Raw genomic sequence first — 16,517 nt, 5'->3', positions numbered from 1 at the left:
TCATCGGCACACTGTTGAGTTCTCAAAGAACACGCACACACCATCACCACCAAGAAACACGTTCTCGGCCGCTCCGGGGCAACTGTTCCAGCCTAGCTCATCGAAGCCTCCCGGTCAAAACCGGGCTGAGTGATCAAGCAAGCTTTGGGATTGTCTGGCGCCTTCGTCCAACCTCGTGTCCCTGGCCTCTCGGCCGGGTCGGTGTCCGTGTCGCTCTGACTCGACAAAAGTTACGCGGCGACGAACGCTGTGGCAAATCGCCATGTCGCGGCCCGTTCGGCCCGGAAGTTGCCAGGTCAGCGGGCTCGACCAGGCTGCCGAACGGCATTTTCGGGGGAAATCGATCGTTGTGACGCCGGACACTCTCGGTGCTCCCCCGGCTGCGACGGCTCGATCAGCCCGCCGCGGCCGGGGCAGGCACCCGTTCGATCACGCCACCGAGATCCGTCAGGTTCTCGACGAATCTCGGGTATCCACGATCGATGTGGAAGACGTCGTGGACCTCGGTGACACCGTCCGCCACCAGGCCGGCCAGCACCAGGCCTGCACCGGCCCGGATGTCCGAGGACCACACCGGCGCGCTCGAGAGCTGCGGGATCCCGCGGACCACCGCGTGATGTCCGTCGGTGCGGGCATCGGCGCCGAGCCGGATCATCTCCTCGACGAACCGGAAGCGCGCCTCGAAGACGTTCTCGGTGATCATCGATGTCCCGTCCGCGACGGCGGCCAGGCCGATCGCCATCGGCTGCAGGTCGGTCGGGAATCCCGGGTACGGCAGGGTCGCGTAGTTCACCGCGGTGGGGCGGCCCTCCTGCACGATCCGGAATCCGTCGGACTCCATCGTGACCTGCGAGCCCGCGGACCGGAGCTTGTCGAGCACGAGCGAGAGGTGCTTCGGGTTGACCCCGCGCACCCGCACATCGCCCCGGGTCATCGCGGCCGCGATCCCCCACGTCGCCGCGACGATCCGATCACCGATCACCCGATGGGTGGTCGGCTGCATGGACTTGACGCCCCGAATGGTCAGCGTCGTGGAACCGGCGCCCTCGATCTGGGCGCCCATCCGCCTGAGCATGTTGCACAGATCCACGATCTCGGGTTCGCGTGCGGCGTTGTCGATGACGGTCTCGCCCTTGGCCAGCACCGCGGCCATCAGGATGTTCTCGGTGGCACCGACCGACGGGAACGCCAAGCGGATGGTGGCGCCGTGCAGGTCGTCCGCCTCCGCCACCACGCACCCGTGCTGGATCTCGCTGCGAGCGCCGAGCAACTCCAGTCCGGACTGGTGCATGTCCAGCGGACGCGACCCGATCGCGTCACCACCGGGGAGCGCGACCACGGCGCGTCTGCACCTCGCAACCAGGGGCCCGAGGACGCATACCGATGCGCGGAACTGGGTAACTGCCGGGAAGTCGGCGTGGTACTTCGGCTCGGCAGGCGTCGTGATGCGCGCCTCGTCCCCCTCGAGCACCACCTCACAGCCGAGTCCGCGCAGTACCTCCGCCATCAGCGGGACGTCGAGGATATCCGGGCAGTTGGTGATGGTGGTCGTGCCCTCCGCCAGGAGGGCAGCCGCCATCAACTTCAGGACGCTGTTCTTCGCGCCGCCCACCGAGACCTCACCCGTCAGCCTGTTGCCGCCGGTGACAAGAAAGCGTTCACTCACAGTGCGACAGCCTAGTCAGCCGCGACCGGGTCCCGACCGCGAGCGGTCCCGATTCGATCTGCACGAGCGGTACCGTGACGTCATGTCCGTACACCTGACCCGCATCTACACCCGTACCGGCGACGACGGGACCACCGGTCTGAGCGACTTCTCGCGGGTGTCGAAGAACGACCCGCGGCTGATCGCGTACGCGGACTGCGACGAGGCCAACGCGAGCCTGGGCGTAGCGCTCGCCCTCGGGCAGCCGGGGCCCGAGTTCGTCGACGTGCTGCGTCAGATCCAGAACGACCTCTTCGACGCGGGCGCGGACCTGTCCACCCCGGTTGTCGCGGATCCGAAGTACCCGCCGCTGCGGGTCACCGCCGGCTACATCGAGCGACTCGAGGGCTGGTGCGACGAGTACAACGAGCCGCTGGCGCCGCTGAACTCCTTCATCCTCCCCGGCGGCACCGCCCTGGCGGCGCTCCTGCACGTGGCGCGGACCGTGGTGCGACGCGCCGAAAGATCCGCATGGGCGGCGGTGGACGCCTCCCCCGAGGACACCAGTGTGCTGCCCGCCAAGTACCTCAACCGCCTCTCCGACCTGCTGTTCATCCTGAGCCGGGCGGCGAATCCCGAGGGCGACGTGCTGTGGAAGCCGGGCGCGGGCGGCACCGAATCCGCGGACGGGCACTGAAACGAGAAAAGACCCCGGCGATGAGCCGGGGTCTGGAGGTACTGGGCGTCAGGCCGGACGGCCACGCATGGAGCGCCCCGAGGGACGCGATTCCACCCAGGACAGGAACGCGGTGAGGGCGCCGGAATCGAGCGCCACCTCGTAGCCGTGATCGCCGTCCTGCACCGACAGGATCACGATCTCGTCGGTCATGATGTCGAACTCGGTGTCGCGGGGCCCGCGCCGATCCCCCACCTCGATGCCCTGCCTGCTGATCCGCGAGTCGGGTCCCGGCCGCAGGCTGGAGAGCTTGTAGAAGACGAGGTCCTCCTCGCCGTACCGGATCACACCGTGCCGCCAGCCCTGGCCCGCGGCCGCGGGGGTGGTCCGGACGATCGCCGCGGTGCCGCCGCGGCGCAGTACCCCCAAGCGATACACGAAAGCCGCGACGAGCGCCGCGAGCAGGACAACCAGAACGAAAAGAACTGTCACTCCGGTTGTCACTGCTCGTCGGCCTTGCTCGTCGCGGCTATCGGGGTACCGGTCAGGCGCGCTCGACGGCGCGGAGCTGACCCTTGGCGATCGCGATCGCCTCGAGATCCTCGGTCGTCTCAGCCAGGACCGCCTTGGCGGCCTCGACATCGACGTCGCCCGCGAAGTCCGCGGACTCCGCCAGGATCGTGACGGTGGTGCCCGTCACCGAGAGGAAGCCACCGTGCACCGCGGCGACGACGCGCTCGCCGTCGGCGGTGGTGATGGCGACCACGCCTGCCTCGATCAGCTGGCCGAGGACCGGCTCATGTCCGTACATGATGCCGATCTCGCCCTCGGTGGTCTGAGCGCTGACGAGCGTCGCCGAACCCGACCACAGCCGCTGCTCGACGGCAACCAGCTCAACAGTCATCTCAGCCATTGTCGACTACTTCCCGGCGATCTTCTTGGCAGCGGCCTCGACGTCGTCGAGTCCACCGCAGCTGTTGAACGCCTGCTCGGGCAGGTGATCGAACTCGCCCTTGCAGACGCGGTCGAACGCCTCGATGGTGTCGCGCAGCGGCACCACGGAACCGGCCTCACCCGTGAACTTCTCGGCCACGATGAAGTTCTGGCCGAGGAACTTCTGGATACGGCGCGCGCGGCCGACGAGGATCTTGTCCTCTTCCTGCAGCTCGTCCATACCGAGGATGGCGATGATGTCCTGCAGTTCCTTGTACTTCTGCAGGATCCGCTTGACCTCGTTCGCGACGCGGAAGTGCTCCGCACCGACGATGCCGGGCTCGAGGATGCGCGAGGTCGACGTCAGCGGGTCCACAGCGGGGTAGATACCCATCTGCGAAATCGGACGCGAGAGCTCGGTGGTCGCATCGAGGTGCGCGAAGGTGGTCGCGGGCGCCGGGTCGGTGTAGTCGTCGGCGGGGACGTAGATCGCCTGCAGCGAGGTGATCGAACGGCCACGGGTCGAGGTGATGCGCTCCTGGAGCTCACCCATCTCGTCCGCCAGCGTCGGCTGGTAACCCACGGCGGAGGGCATACGACCCAGCAGGGTCGAGACCTCGGAGCCGGCCTGCGTGAAACGGAAGATGTTGTCGATGAAGAGCAACACGTCCTGGTTCTGCACATCGCGGAAGTACTCCGCCATGGTCAGCGCCGACAGGGCGACGCGCATACGCGTTCCCGGCGGCTCGTCCATCTGACCGAACACAAGGGCGGTGTCCTGGAGAACGCCCATCTCGGCCATTTCGAGGTGGAGGTCCGTGCCCTCACGGGTGCGCTCACCGACGCCTGCGAACACCGAGGTGCCGGAGAACTCGCGGGCGATACGGGTGATCATCTCCTGGATCAGAACGGTCTTGCCGACACCGGCACCACCGAACAGACCGATCTTGCCGCCCTTGACGTACGGGGTGAGCAGATCGATGACCTTGATGCCGGTCTCGAGGATCTCGGTCTTGCCCTCGAGCTGATCGAAGGCGGGGGGCTTGCGGTGGATGCCCCACTGCTCGCCGTCGCGACCGAGGCCCGGGGTGTCGAGGCAGTCACCGAGGGCGTTGAACACGTGGCCCTTGACGACGTCACCGACGGGAACCGAGATCGGCTTGCCGGAGTCGACGACCGCCGCGCCGCGGACCAGGCCGTCGGTCGGCTGCATCGAAATGGTGCGCACCAGGTTGTCGCCCAGGTGCTGCGCCACCTCGAGGGTCAGCGTCTTCGCGACCGTCGGCAGAGTGACCTCTGCGTTCAGCGCGTTGAACAGGGAGGGAACGGCGCCACGCGGGAACTCAACGTCCACAACGGGACCGATGACCCGCACGACCCGGCCGGACGTGGTGCCCGAGCCGTTCGCGTTGGTTTGGGTTACTGCTGCGGTCATGTGTCTAGTCACTTCCTGCGCTCGAGGCGAGCGCATTAGCGCCACCGACGATCTCGCTGATTTCCTGGGTGATCTGGGCCTGGCGAACCTGGTTGGCCTGGCGGCTCAGGGTGTTCACCAGCTCGTTTGCGTTGTCCGTTGCCGCCTTCATGGCGGTACGACGTGAAGCCGACTCCGAGGCCGCCGCATCGAGCAGCGAGGAGTAGATCCGGGTGCTGATGTACTTCGGCAGCAGCGCCGAGAGCAGCGTCCCGGCCTCCGGCTCGAAGTCGTACTGCGCCGTCGGATTGGCACCGTTCGAATCGGAGAGCATGTCCTCCCCGAGCTCGAAGTTCTCGTCCTTGTACTCGACCTCGAGCGGAGCCATGCGCCGGACCTCCGGCGTCTGGGTCAGCATCGACACGAAGCGGGTGTAGACGATGTGCAGTTCGTCAACGCCCTCGACCGTGCCCTCGCCGTTGTACGCGGCAACCTCGGCGCCCGACCCGGCCATGAACAGCTCGACCAGGTGCCGGCTCGCCTTGGCGGCATCCGCGTAACCCGGCTGCTGAGAGAACCCGGTCCAGGCGCCCTTCAGATCGCGGTCACGGAAGGTGTAGTACGTCAGGCCCTTTGCGCCCATCGCGTACAGCACCGGCTCCTTGCCCTCGGAGCGCAGCAGCTGGATCAGCTCCTCCGCCTCCTTGAGGACGTTGGAGTTGTAGCCGCCGCACATACCGCGGTCGCTGGTGACGACCAGCACGGCAGCCCGCTTGGGCTCCGGCCGCTCGTTCAGCAGCGGGTGGTCGAGCGACCCGGAGGCGCTCGCCAACGCGGAGAGCACCTTGGTGATCTCCTCGGCGTAGGGCTTCGACGCCGCAACCCTGGCCTGAGCCTTGGTGATGCGGGAGGTCGCGATCAGCTCCTGCGCCTTGGTGATCTTCTTGGTCGAGTTGACTGACTTGATACGTGAGCGCAGTTCGCGCAGGCTTGCCATCTACTCAGTCACACTCCCTTCCCACGAGATTCCGACACGGCAGTCACGCTCACTTGCTGACGTGCTTGCGAGTGACGGAAACCTGCTCCTGGCTGACCTCGTTCGCGCCGAGTGCCGAGGCCTCGGCCTCGTTGACCACGCGGCTGCCGTCGGAGGCGATGAAGCCTTCCTTGAACTTGTCGGTCGCGGCCTTGAGGTCGGCGATCGAGTTCTCGTCGAGGGCCTTGCCGCCCTTGATGGACTCGTAGACCGAGCCCGCGTTGCGGTGCAGGTCCTCGAGCAGCTCGGACTCGAAGCGGCGGACGTCGCCGACCGGCACCGAGTCGAAGATGCCTTCGCCAGCGAGGTAGATCGAGACGATCTGGTCCTCGACGGCGATCGGGGAGTACTGGTCCTGCTTGAGCAGCTCGACGAGACGCTGTCCACGCTCGAGCTGTGCCTTGGAGGCGTCGTCCAGGTCGGAGGCGAAGGCCGAGAAGGCCTCCAGCTCACGGAACTGGGCCAGCTCGAGACGGAGCGAACCGGAGACCTTCTTCATGCCCTTGGTCTGCGCGGCGCCACCGACTCGGGAAACCGAGATACCGACGTTGATCGCCGGGCGGATGCCCTTGTTGAACAGGTCGGACTCGAGGAAGACCTGACCGTCGGTGATGGAGATGACGTTGGTCGGGATGTAGGCCGAGACGTCGTTTGCCTTGGTCTCGATGATCGGCAGTGCGGTCAGCGAACCGCCGCCGAGCTCGTCGGAGAGCTTGGCCGAACGCTCCAGCAGACGGGAGTGCAGGTAGAACACGTCACCGGGGTACGCCTCGCGGCCCGGCGGACGACGCAGCAGCAGCGAGATGGCGCGGTACGCCTCGGCCTGCTTGGTCAGGTCGTCGAACACGATGAGGACGTGCTTGCCCTGGTACATCCAGTGCTGGCCGATGGCCGAACCGGTGTACGGGGCGAGCCACTTGAAGCCGGCCGAATCGGAGGCCGGGGCCGCGACGATGGTGGTGTACTCCATCGCGCCCTGCTCCTCGAGGGCCTGCTTGACGCCCGCGATGGTGGAGCCCTTCTGGCCGATCGCGACGTAGATGCAGCGAACCTGCTGCTTCGGGTCGCCGGTCGCCCAGTTGGCCTTCTGGTTCAGGATGGCGTCGACGCAGACCGCGGTCTTGCCGGTCTTGCGGTCGCCGATCACCAGCTGGCGCTGTCCGCGGCCGATCGGGGTCATCGCGTCGATGGCCTTGATGCCGGTCTGCAGCGGCTCCTCGACGGGCTGACGCTCCAGCACGGAAGCGGCCTGAAGCTCGAGGGCACGGTTCTCGGTGCTCTCGATCTCGCCGAGGCCGTCGATGGGCTGGCCCAGCGGGTTCACCACGCGGCCGAGGAAGGCGTCGCCGACCGGAACGGACAGCACGTCGCCCGTCCGCTTGACCTGCTGGCCCTCTTCGATGTGCTCGTAGTCACCCAGGATGACGGCACCGATCTCGGTGGCATCCAGGTTCAGCGCCACGCCGAGCACGCCGCCGGGGAACTCCAGCAGCTCGTTGGCCATCGCCGAAGGCAGGCCGGTGACGTGCGCAATGCCGTCACTGGTGTCGGACACCGCTCCGACCTCCTCGCGGGAGGCCTCCGGGGAGTAGCTCGCGGTGTAATTCTCAATCGCGCTACGGATCTCGTCGGAGGAGATCGTCAGCTCCGCCATGTTTTTCCTGCTCTCGGTATCTGGTCTTCGAATATCTGGAGTTTGAGGTCGGCCGCGGCCGCCGGGACTACTTGAGGGTCTTGCGCAGTGACGCGAGACGTCCCGCCGCACTGCCGTCGATGACCTCGTCGCCCACGCGAACGACAAGGCCGCTCAGGAGCTCGGGGTCGACCTCCACGTGCACGGTGACCGGCTTGCCGTAGGTGCGGGTCAGGATCGCGGCGAGCCGCTCCTCCTGATCGGCGGACAACGCCGAGGCGCTGCGCACATGTGCGACCGCCTTGTCGCGTCGCGCCGCCGCCAGCTCCGACAGCTCGTTGAAGGCATCCGCGGGTGCGGTCCGCAACCGGCCTGCGGCCTGGGTGGCCAGGGCCTCGGTGATCGCGGTGACCTTGCCGTAGAGCAGCTTGGTCAGCAGTTCACGCTTGGCCGCAGTGGGCGTCGCGCGATCGGACAGTGCCTGCTCGAGGCTCGAGTCGCCCGCCACGATGCGGCCGAGGCGGAACAGCTCGTCCTCGACGGTGTCGAGCTGACCCTGATCGTCGGCCGCCTTGAGCAGCGACTCCCGACCGAGCAGCACCAGCGAGTTCCGCAGGTCGGCCGAGCTCGACCAGTCCTGGGACACGGCGGCCTTGAGCGTCGCGAGGGCCTCGGCCGAAACCTTGGCCGAGAACACCTGCTCGGCCAAGGCCTGCCGAACCGCCGCGGGGGCCGAGGGATCGGACAGCGCCGCGCGAAGCGTGCGCTGGCCGTCGAGAACCTCGACCACCGTGAACAGCTCGGCACCGGTCTGTGCCGCAGCTGCAGTCGCCGCACCGGCCGAAACGCCGGCCAACGCTGATTCCAGGGCGCTCCTCGTATGAGTCAGCGCCTCACGGCTTGCTGCGTACATGGTGCTCACTTTCCGGCTGCGGAGTCAGCGCTGACGGCGTCCAGTTCGCTGAGGAAACGATCGATCGAACCCGACCGCTTGACCTCGTCGGCCAGCGACTCGCCGATGACCTTCTCGGCCAGATCGACCGCGGTCTTGCCCAGATCGCTGCGCAGTTCGGTGACGATCTGCTGACGCTGAGCGGCGAGCTGGCTGCTGCCTGCGGCCACGATGCGGTCGCTCTCCAGCTGTGCCTGGACCTTCATCTCGGCGATGATCTGCTGGCCCTGGGTGCGGGCATCCTCACGGATGGCCGCGGCCTCGGTCCGTGCCTCGGCGAGCTGGGCACGGTACTGCTCCAGCGTCTCCTTGGCCTCGGCCTGAGCCTCCTCGGCGCGCTGGATGCCGCCCTCGATCTGCTCGGTACGGTCCGCCAGCACCTGCTGGAACTTCGGAAGGATGTACTTCCAGAAGAAGAACCCGATAACCGCGATGCAGACCGCCGACCACACGATGTCGTAGGTCTCGGGGACGAGAGGATTGATAACCTCGCCCTCCTCGGCCGCGATCAATGCAATGGTTGACATGGCGAGATCAGAAAATGAAGCCGGCGACAAGGCCGATCAGCGCGAGGGCCTCGGTGAATGCGATACCGAGGAACATGTTGGTACGGATCTGGCCGGCGAGCTCGGGCTGACGCGCGATGCCCTCGATGGCCTTACCGACCACGATGCCCACGCCGATGCCGGGGCCGATGGCCGCGAGGCCGTAGCCGATGGCGCCGTAGCCCTTGCCGGTGGTCGTCTGCTCAACGGCTTCCTGTGCCAGGTACGCGAGGCTCATTTGGTTTCCGTTCCCTTTCCGTTGCCCACCACCGGGATTCGGCGGATGGGTCAGTTTGTGTGTAGTGCGGTCAGTGCGAGTCGGCGTGCAGCGCGAGGTCGATGTACACGGCGGTCAGCAGGGCGAAGACGTACGCCTGCAGGAAGATCACCAGCATCTCGAAGAGGGTGAACCCGAAACCTGCTGCCAGGGAGAACACACCGAAGACCTTCATCCCGGCCGCGGCCTCGAAGAAGAAGAACTGGGTGGCGCTGAAGAACAGCACCAGCATGATGTGGCCGGCCAGCATGTTGGCCATGAGACGGACGGTCAGCGTGAACGGCCGGAGGATGAACGTCGACACGAACTCGATCGGGATCAGCAGGACGTGAAGCGCGACCGGCACGCCGGGGACGACGATGCTGCTCTTCACGTACTTGAAGAAGCCGTACTTCTTGATGCCGACGTAGTTGAACGTGATGTACGCGAGGGCGGCCAGCACGATCGGCATCCCGATTCGGGCGTTCGAGGAGATGTTCAGGAACGGGATGATCCCGGACGCGTTCAGGAACAGCACCGCGAAGAAGATCGTGGCGATGACCGGCAGGAAGCGCTTGCCCTGCTCCTTGCCGAGCACCTCATCGGTGATCTGGTTCTTGACGAACCCCAGGCCCATCTCGGCGATGTTCTGCGCGCCGCGTGGCACCAGCTTCGGGCTGCGCATCGCGATCGCGAAGAAGGCGAGGAGCACCACCGTCATCAGGATGCGGATCAGCATCAGCCGGTCGAGCTCGAAGGGCGTGCCCTCGAACAGCACGGCGGGAGGGAAGAAGTCTGCAAGTGACGGCGGATGGAACTCCGCGGCCAGGGTGGTGACGCTCAGCGGTCTCTCCCGTAGTCGTGGCCGCAGGCGGCATCGCCTGCGGTTCGATCGGACATTGACGATCTAACAAGTCGACAAGGTCGGCTCGCGTATTCGTCAGCTGCTGTGGCCGATGCACTCGGCCCCGCGTCTGTCGGTGTCGGCGGACTGTCGTCGACTCGGTGTTCCCCGACTTGCCAATTCCGAACACGCGGAAGTGGCGATCGTGGTCACCTGCGAGGATGCCTGACCCTGCGAAATGTGTGTTTCGCGTAGTTTCGGCTCTCGCTTGGCCCTGACCCTACCAATACAACTACGACGTTGTGTAGATGGGGGTCCTGCTTGACCGATTACGACAGGTCGTCGTACTACTTTTCGTCGGATTCGGGCTCACCGGATGGGCCGTCCTGCTGTGCGGGAGCGCCGTCCGACTGGGTGGGAGTGACATAGGGCACCTTCACCTTGAGCAGCCCGTATGTTTCGGCGCCGAGCACGATGATCAGGGCGAGCACCATGACGATGACCAGCGCCTGCTTGCTGTAGAAGTCCATCCCCTTGAGCACGCCGAGGACCAGGATCGCGAGGATCATCTTGAGCAGCCAGCTGCCCAGCAGCACCGCACCCGAGGTGGCGGGCGGGAGCTTCTCGGTGAACAGCACCGCCAGCGCGGTGCACAGGATGAAGCCGCCGCCGACGGCGACGCCGATCAGCGCACCCCACAACCCCGGCAGGCCGGCCGCCACGAAGGCGATGATCGAGCCGATCACCGCGAGCGCGATCAGGCCGATCACGCCATAGCGAACCGCTGCGCGCAGCGGAGCGGACTGGTCGGGCACGGGTTCCGGAGAGAAGGTCACGGTCCGCCAGCCTAGCGGGCTACGACCCGCCCGCCCGATCGCGACCGGGGACCTGCTTCAGGCGCAGCGACGGCACGGCGGTGACGACCAGCGCAAACACCAGGCCACCCGCAACCAGCAGGACGACGATCCGCCGGTCGAGCAGGGCCGAGCCCACGGCACCGAACGCGAGCACGCCGACCCACAAATAGATCAGCAGGACCACCCGCCGGTGCGAATGTCCGATCTGCAGCAGGCGGTGGTGCAGGTGCATCTTGTCGGGGCTGAAGGGGCTGCGTCCGGCCCTGGTCCGGCGCACCACCGCGAGCAGCAGGTCGAGGATCGGAATGAACATCACCGCGCCCACCAGCAGCAGCGGCGAGAGCAGACCGAGGATGTCCCTGGTGCCGTAGGCGCTGAGCGGGATCCGGCCGGAGGCGCTGGTGGAGATGGCCGCCAACATCAGGCCGATCAGCATCGACCCCGAGTCCCCCATGAAGATGCGGGCCGGCTGGAAGTTGTGGGGCAGGAAGCCCAGGCACGCGCCCGCCAGCGCGGCGGCCAGCATCGCGGGCGGATACGCACTCACGTCACCGCCCTGCTCGTGCAGCAGGCCGACCGAGAACACGCAGATCGCCAGCGCCGCGATCAGGCCGAGCCCGGCTGCGAGCCCGTCGAGACCGTCGACGAAGTTCATGGCGTTGATCATCACGACGGCGATCAGCACCGTCACCAGGCCCGACTGCAACTGGTCCAGCACAAGCGTTGTGCCGTTGAAGGGCAGGTACAGCACGAACCAGCTGACCCCCATCACCACCAGCACGCCCGCCGCGGTGACCTGGCCGACGAACTTCGTGAGCGCGTCCAGTCCCCACCGGTCGTCGATGATCCCGACCAGCACGATGACGCCGCCGGAGACGAGCGCCGCAGGGATGTCCTTGGTGTTGTAGTCGAATCCCCTTGCCAGCGCGGGTAGCTGCTGGGCGAACAGCAGGGCGGCGACGAATCCGACGTACATGCCGACGCCGCCGAGCCGGGGCGTGGGCGTGACGTGCACGTCGCGGTCGCGTGGGACGGCCACGGCGCCGAACTTGAGGGCGAACAACCGGACGGCCCCGGTCGCCAGGAACGTGATGACCGCCGCGGTGAAGAGCACCAGCAGCAGTTCCCTGATCGGGACCCCGGCCCCCCGGCCCGACTGAGCGAGCAATTCTGAATGGGCGGCGATCACGTCGAAGAGGCTACCGTCACCGCGCGCCATCCCCTGCCGCTGCACTCGTCTGCGTCGCCGGCCGGGGATAGGCCGGCTTACGCGCCACCAACTCCGAGACCTCGCGCGCCACATCGGCCAGCTCCGCGTCGCCCGCGGTGGTGCCGTCCTCGGCCCGCACCGCCCTGGCGATCAGCGCACCCACCGCCACGCAGTCATCGGTGTCGAAACCCTGCGTTGTCACCGCCGCGGATCCGACCCTGATCCCGGACGCCACCATCGGCGGCGCCGGATCGTACGGGATCGCGTTCTTGTTCAACGTGATTCGGGCCGCATCGCATCGCCGTTCGGCCTCGGCCCCCGTCACCCCGAGCTCGCGCAGGTCCAGCAGCGCCAGGTGGGTGTCGGTGCCGCCGGACACCGCGCGCATGCCGCCCGCCTCGAGTGCCTTGGTCATCGCCGCGGCGTTGTCGACCACGCTCGAGGCGTAGGCCCGGTAGTCGTCGGTCGCCGCTTCCTTCAGCGCTACGGCCTTGGCCGCGATCGAGTGCATGAGCGGGCCACCCTGACTGAAGGGGAAGACCGCCTTGTCGACGGCCTTGGCGTGCTCGGCCCGGCACAGCAGCATTCCGCCGCGCGGCCCCCGCAGCACCTTGTGTGTGGTCGCGGAGACGACATCGGCGTACGGCACCGGGGACGGGATCGCCCCGCCTGCCACCAGCCCGATGAAATGCGCGGCGTCGACCCACAGGATGGCGCCCACCTCGTCGGCGATCTGCCGGAACTTCGCGAAGTCGATCAGTCGCGGATACGCGGTGGCGCCCGCGACGATGATCCGCGGCCGATGGGTCAGCGCGAGGTCACGGACCTCGTCGTAGTCGATGAGCTCGGTCGACTTGTCCACGTGATACGGGATCGGGGTGAACCACTTGCCCGAGAAGCTCACCTTGGACCCATGGGTGAGATGACCGCCGTGCGGCAGGCTCATCGCGAGCACCGGGTCGCCTGGCTTCGCGAACGCGGCGTAGACCGCGAGGTTGGCATTGGCCCCGGAATGCGGCTGCACGTTGGCGTGCTCGGCCCCGAACAGCGTCTTGGCCCGCTCGATCGCCAGGCTCTCGGCGCGATCGACCTCGGCGCAGCCGCCGTAGTACCGGTGACCCGGGTACCCCTCGGCGTACTTGTTGCTCAGCGTCGACCCCAGCGCCGCCAGCACCGCGGGGCTGGTCAGGTTCTCGCTCGCGATCAACTGCAACCCGCCGCGCAACCGGTCCAGCTCGGCGAGGGTGATCTCGGCGATCTCGGGGTCGGTCCGCTCGAGCTCGGAGAAGTCCGGGCCCCAGAACGCCTGATCGGCGTGGGCCTGTCGCGGGGAGCCCGCGGCGCTCACTCCGGTACCCGTCCCGGGAACAGGCTCTCGATGGTCACGCCGAGCACCTCGGCGATGTCCGCGGCCGCGACCGCCCCCTCGCGCAGGATCCGCGGCTCGTCGGCCGTCAGGTCCACGATCGTCGAAGCGACGGCGTGCTGGGCGGGGCCGCCGTCCAGGTACACCGACGCCGCGCCGCCGAGCTGATCGCGGGCCTGCTCGACGGTGGCGGCCGGTGCGTGCCCGGAGATGTTCGCGCTCGACACGGCGAGGGGTCCCACCTCCCGCAGCAGTTCGAGGGCGACCGGGTGCAGCGGCATCCGCAACATCACCGTCCCCCTCGTGTCGCCCAGGTCCCATGCCAACGAAGGCGCTTGCTGCACAACGAGACTCAGCCCACCCGGCCAGAAGGCGCGGATCAGATCACGCGCCTGCGGCCGCACCGTGAAGACGAGTCCGTCGATGGTGTTCCAGGAGCCGACGAGCACCGGCACGGGCATGTCCCGCCCGCGGCCCTTGGCGCGCAACAACGCCGTGACGGCCTCGCCGTCGAAGGCGTTGGCCGCGAGTCCGTAGAGGGTGTCGGTCGGCACGACGACCAGGCGCCCGGCCTTGAGCGAATTCGTCGCGGCAGCGATGCCCGCCTCGCGCGAATCGGTGTTCCGGCAGTCGTAGACGATGCTCACTCCCCCATCCTTCCATCCGCTTCGATCCGTCGCAGACACGCCTGGTCGTTCCGCGGGCTCCACCCACGGTTGTCAGTGCCCGCGGGCCGCCTCGGCGTCCGTTGCGACCCGGCGGGCGACCACGAACCGGGGCTTGCCCGCCAGGTCCGGATGCTCGGCGACCTCGCCGAACACCCGGCGCTCGCGCAGCAGGGCCGCCACCTGACCGCCGTTGGTGTCGTCGTGCTCGATGGCCATGGCGCCGCCGATCTTCAGCCAGCGCGCGATGTTGGAGACCATCGGGGTGATCACCGACAGCCCGTCCGGCCCGCCGAACAGCGCCAGGTGCGGGTCGAACTCCGCGACCTCGGGATCGAGCTCGGCACCCTCGGGGATGTACGGCGGATTCGACACCACGATGTCGACCTTGCCCTCGAGTTCGGTGAGCAACGACCGGTCGGTGACATCGCCCTGGTGCAGCGTGATCGGGGTGTCGCCCTCGTTCGCCCTGGCCTCGGCGTTGCGGCGGGTCCAGGCCAGCGCCGCGGGATCCAGTTCCACCGCGTGCACGATCGCGTCAGGGCGGGCGTTCGCCAGCGCGAGCGCCAGCGCCCCTGTGCCCGCGCACAGATCGAGGATCACCGGTGGATGCGCGGGATGTCCCTCCAGGAAGGCGAGCGCCCACGCGAACAGCAGCTCGGTCTCCGGTCTCGGGACGAAGACCCCAGGACCGACCTGGAGGTCGATGTCGCCCATCGACGACACACCTGTGAGGTACTGCAGAGGAACCCGCTCGGCGCGCCGGGCGACCAGCGCGCGGTACCGCTCGATCACCTCGGGGTCGACGAGCGGTACCAGGCCGAGCCGGGTCCGTTCGACCCCCACGACGTGGGCGGCGAGCAGTTCTGCATCCGTGCGGGGACTGTGTACGCCCGCCTCCTCGAGCAGCTTGGTGGCCTCGAGGATCGCGAGGCGGAGGGGTTGACGACTCACCCGTCCAGCCTGCCATGGGCCGGCACCGGAACCCCGCATTACCCGACCGTGGCCACGTGGCTACTCGACGGCGAGCCGGGCTTCCCGGTCCGACTTGCCGAGCGCGTCCAGCAGCGCGTCCAGCTCGCCGTCGAGCACGGCGTCGAGGTTGTGCGCCTTGAACCCGATCCGGTGATCGGTGATCCGGTTCTCGGGAAAGTTGTAGGTACGGATGCGCTCGGAGCGGTCGACGGTGCGCACCTGGCTCTGCCTGCCTGCCGACGCCTCGTCGGCCGCGGCCTCCTCCGCCGCTGCCTGCAGCCGGGCCGCGAGCACCTGCATCGCGCGCGCCTTGTTCTGCAGCTGCGAACGCTCGTTCTGGCAGGTCACGACGATGCCGGTGGGCAGGTGGGTGATTCGGACCGCGGAGTCGGTGGTGTTGACGCCCTGCCCACCCTTGCCGGACGAGCGGTAGACGTCGATGCGCAGATCGGTCTCGTCGATCTGCACCTCCTCGACCTCCTCGGGCTCCGGGTAGATCAGCACGCCCGCGGCCGAGGTGTGCACCCGACCCTGGGACTCGGTCACCGGCACCCGCTGGACGCGGTGCACGCCACCCTCGAACTTGAGCCGGGCCCAGACGCCGTCGCGGGTGTCGCCCTTCGACTTGATCGACAGGGTCGCGTCCTTGTAGCCGCCGAGATCGGAGATGTTCGCGTCGAGGACCTCGACCCGCCAGCCGTGCCGCTCGGCGTAGCGCAGGTACATCCTGGCCAGGTCCGCGGCGAACAGCGCGGACTCCTCGCCGCCTTCCCCGGACTTCACCTCGAGCACCACGTCGTCGCCGTCGTGCGGGTCCCGCGGCGCGAGCAGGTCGGTGAGGGCGACGTCGAGCTCGGCCACCTTGGCCTCCAGCTCGGGCACCTCGGCGGCGAAGCTCGAGTCGTCGGCGGCCAGCTCGCGCGCGGCCTCCAGGTCCTCTCGGGCGGCCTGCAGCTTGGTGTGCGTGGCCATGATGGGAGCGAGCTCGGCGAACCGCTTGCCGACCCGGCGGGCGGCCGCGGGGTCGTTGTGCAGGGACGGGTCGGACAGCTGCAGCTCGAGGCCGGCGTGCTCGGCCAGGATGTCATCGATCGCCGACGGCTGGGTGGTCCCCGCCATGGTTCGCTCCTCGGTTGTCGGCACCCCCGAAGGGATGCCGGGCAGTGCAATGGGTGGATTGTCGGCGCCGGTCCGGCGCGCGCACCACGGGTACAAAAAAGCCGACGCCCGGCCTGCAATGGAACACAGGACGGGCGTCGGCGGGACAGCTAGCTGTCGGCGTCGGCCTTCTTGCCGGCGCGCTTGCCGTAGCGAGCCTCGAAGCGCGCGACGCGTCCACCGGTGTCGAGGATCTTCTGCTTGCCGGTGTAGAACGGGTGGCACTGCGAGCAGACCTCGACGTTGATGCGTCCGGACTCCTTGGTGCTGTGGGTCTCGAACGTGTTACCGCAACCGCAGACGACGGTGGTCGCCACGTAGTTGGGGTGGATTCCTGCCTTCATGGTGTCCC

At 67.8% G+C, this 16,517-nt stretch carries 18 protein-coding genes; 1 reads left to right on the top strand and 17 read right to left on the bottom strand.

Annotated features, from left to right (window positions below; translation table 11 throughout):
- Positions 1-394: 394 nt before the first annotated feature.
- On the bottom strand, positions 395-1,666 hold the full coding sequence (murA, locus tag ACWFRB_RS24900; RefSeq protein WP_452643899.1) for a UDP-N-acetylglucosamine 1-carboxyvinyltransferase: 1,272 nt from the start codon (positions 1,664-1,666) through the stop codon (positions 395-397).
- An 82-nt stretch (positions 1,667-1,748) separates the two neighbouring features.
- Between murA and ACWFRB_RS24895 the strand changes: the two genes are divergently transcribed.
- Positions 1,749-2,342, top strand: coding sequence for a cob(I)yrinic acid a,c-diamide adenosyltransferase (locus ACWFRB_RS24895; protein ID WP_452643898.1), 594 nt, complete (start codon positions 1,749-1,751; stop codon positions 2,340-2,342).
- A 48-nt stretch (positions 2,343-2,390) separates the two neighbouring features.
- Here the strand turns inward: ACWFRB_RS24895 and ACWFRB_RS24890 are convergent, their stop codons facing one another.
- The 16 genes from ACWFRB_RS24890 to rpmE all read right to left on the bottom strand — a co-directional run bounded on the left by ACWFRB_RS24890 (position 2,391) and on the right by rpmE (position 16,509).
- On the bottom strand, positions 2,391-2,813 hold the full coding sequence (locus tag ACWFRB_RS24890; protein WP_452643897.1) for a DUF2550 domain-containing protein: 423 nt from the start codon (positions 2,811-2,813) through the stop codon (positions 2,391-2,393).
- A 52-nt stretch (positions 2,814-2,865) separates the two neighbouring features.
- Entirely contained in the window at positions 2,866-3,234 is a 369-nt protein-coding gene (locus ACWFRB_RS24885; RefSeq protein WP_027503031.1) for a F0F1 ATP synthase subunit epsilon, read from the bottom strand.
- Positions 3,235-3,240: 6 nt separating this feature from the next.
- Positions 3,241-4,689: a F0F1 ATP synthase subunit beta gene (gene atpD, locus ACWFRB_RS24880; protein ID WP_027503030.1), complete on the bottom strand. Its 1,449-nt coding sequence runs from the start codon at positions 4,687-4,689 to the stop codon at positions 3,241-3,243.
- Between the two features lie 4 nt (positions 4,690-4,693).
- Positions 4,694-5,665, bottom strand: a complete 972-nt coding sequence (locus ACWFRB_RS24875; RefSeq protein WP_077042242.1) for a F0F1 ATP synthase subunit gamma — start codon at positions 5,663-5,665, stop codon at positions 4,694-4,696.
- 49 nt (positions 5,666-5,714) lie between these two features.
- Positions 5,715-7,358 (bottom strand): F0F1 ATP synthase subunit alpha, encoded by a 1,644-nt coding sequence (gene atpA / locus ACWFRB_RS24870; protein ID WP_392980943.1) that lies wholly within the window; start codon positions 7,356-7,358, stop codon positions 5,715-5,717.
- Between the two features lie 67 nt (positions 7,359-7,425).
- On the bottom strand, positions 7,426-8,250 hold the full coding sequence (locus tag ACWFRB_RS24865) for a F0F1 ATP synthase subunit delta (RefSeq protein ID WP_452643896.1): 825 nt from the start codon (positions 8,248-8,250) through the stop codon (positions 7,426-7,428).
- A gap of 5 nt (positions 8,251-8,255) precedes the next feature.
- A complete protein-coding gene (locus ACWFRB_RS24860; protein WP_136911277.1) occupies positions 8,256-8,816 on the bottom strand; it encodes a F0F1 ATP synthase subunit B in 561 nt (186 codons plus the stop codon).
- A 7-nt stretch (positions 8,817-8,823) separates the two neighbouring features.
- Positions 8,824-9,072 (bottom strand): ATP synthase F0 subunit C, encoded by a 249-nt coding sequence (locus ACWFRB_RS24855; protein ID WP_027503025.1) that lies wholly within the window; start codon positions 9,070-9,072, stop codon positions 8,824-8,826.
- A gap of 70 nt (positions 9,073-9,142) precedes the next feature.
- Complete coding sequence (atpB, locus tag ACWFRB_RS24850; RefSeq protein ID WP_452643895.1) at positions 9,143-9,868, bottom strand: F0F1 ATP synthase subunit A; 726 nt, start codon at positions 9,866-9,868, stop codon at positions 9,143-9,145.
- Positions 9,869-10,281: 413 nt separating this feature from the next.
- Positions 10,282-10,770, bottom strand: a complete 489-nt coding sequence (locus ACWFRB_RS24845; protein ID WP_452643894.1) for a hypothetical protein — start codon at positions 10,768-10,770, stop codon at positions 10,282-10,284.
- 19 nt (positions 10,771-10,789) lie between these two features.
- Positions 10,790-12,010 (bottom strand): glycosyltransferase family 4 protein, encoded by a 1,221-nt coding sequence (locus ACWFRB_RS24840; protein ID WP_452643893.1) that lies wholly within the window; start codon positions 12,008-12,010, stop codon positions 10,790-10,792.
- On the bottom strand, positions 11,997-13,349 hold the full coding sequence (locus ACWFRB_RS24835) for a serine hydroxymethyltransferase (protein WP_452643892.1): 1,353 nt from the start codon (positions 13,347-13,349) through the stop codon (positions 11,997-11,999). The genes ACWFRB_RS24840 and ACWFRB_RS24835 overlap by 14 nt, the downstream gene beginning before the upstream one ends.
- Complete coding sequence (locus ACWFRB_RS24830) at positions 13,346-14,014, bottom strand: L-threonylcarbamoyladenylate synthase (RefSeq protein ID WP_452643891.1); 669 nt, start codon at positions 14,012-14,014, stop codon at positions 13,346-13,348. Before ACWFRB_RS24830 ends, ACWFRB_RS24835 begins: the two co-directional genes overlap by 4 nt.
- Positions 14,015-14,086: 72 nt before the next feature.
- Complete coding sequence (gene prmC / locus ACWFRB_RS24825; RefSeq protein WP_452643890.1) at positions 14,087-14,986, bottom strand: peptide chain release factor N(5)-glutamine methyltransferase; 900 nt, start codon at positions 14,984-14,986, stop codon at positions 14,087-14,089.
- Positions 14,987-15,046: 60 nt separating this feature from the next.
- A complete protein-coding gene (gene prfA / locus ACWFRB_RS24820; RefSeq protein WP_452643889.1) occupies positions 15,047-16,126 on the bottom strand; it encodes a peptide chain release factor 1 in 1,080 nt (359 codons plus the stop codon).
- A 149-nt stretch (positions 16,127-16,275) separates the two neighbouring features.
- The gene (rpmE, locus tag ACWFRB_RS24815; RefSeq protein WP_027503018.1) at positions 16,276-16,509 is read right to left on the bottom strand and encodes a 50S ribosomal protein L31; all 234 of its coding nucleotides are present in this window, start codon (positions 16,507-16,509) and stop codon (positions 16,276-16,278) included.
- Between the last annotated feature and the right edge of the window lie 8 nt (positions 16,510-16,517).

The sequence above is a fragment of the Rhodococcus sp. NPDC055112 genome (assembly GCF_053607505.1).
Note: the sequence above shows the minus strand (reverse complement) of the source record. Positions and strands in the feature narration are given on the sequence as shown.

Excerpts from the sequence above, each read along its gene's own strand:
- ACWFRB_RS24895 (WP_452643898.1), top strand. The coding sequence starts at position 1,749 with ATGTCCGTACACCTGACCCGCATCTACACCCGTACCGGCGACGACGGG.
- ACWFRB_RS24885 (WP_027503031.1), bottom strand. The coding sequence starts at position 3,234 with ATGGCTGAGATGACTGTTGAGCTGGTTGCCGTCGAGCAGCGGCTGTGG.
- atpD (WP_027503030.1), bottom strand. The coding sequence starts at position 4,689 with ATGACCGCAGCAGTAACCCAAACCAACGCGAACGGCTCGGGCACCACG.
- ACWFRB_RS24875 (WP_077042242.1), bottom strand. The coding sequence starts at position 5,665 with ATGGCAAGCCTGCGCGAACTGCGCTCACGTATCAAGTCAGTCAACTCG.
- atpA (WP_392980943.1), bottom strand. The coding sequence starts at position 7,358 with ATGGCGGAGCTGACGATCTCCTCCGACGAGATCCGTAGCGCGATTGAG.
- ACWFRB_RS24865 (WP_452643896.1), bottom strand. The coding sequence starts at position 8,250 with ATGTACGCAGCAAGCCGTGAGGCGCTGACTCATACGAGGAGCGCCCTG.
- ACWFRB_RS24860 (WP_136911277.1), bottom strand. The coding sequence starts at position 8,816 with ATGTCAACCATTGCATTGATCGCGGCCGAGGAGGGCGAGGTTATCAAT.
- ACWFRB_RS24855 (WP_027503025.1), bottom strand. The coding sequence starts at position 9,072 with ATGAGCCTCGCGTACCTGGCACAGGAAGCCGTTGAGCAGACGACCACC.
- ACWFRB_RS24840 (WP_452643893.1), bottom strand. The coding sequence starts at position 12,010 with ATGGCGCGCGGTGACGGTAGCCTCTTCGACGTGATCGCCGCCCATTCA.
- prfA (WP_452643889.1), bottom strand. The coding sequence starts at position 16,126 with ATGGCGGGGACCACCCAGCCGTCGGCGATCGATGACATCCTGGCCGAG.
- rpmE (WP_027503018.1), bottom strand. The coding sequence starts at position 16,509 with ATGAAGGCAGGAATCCACCCCAACTACGTGGCGACCACCGTCGTCTGC.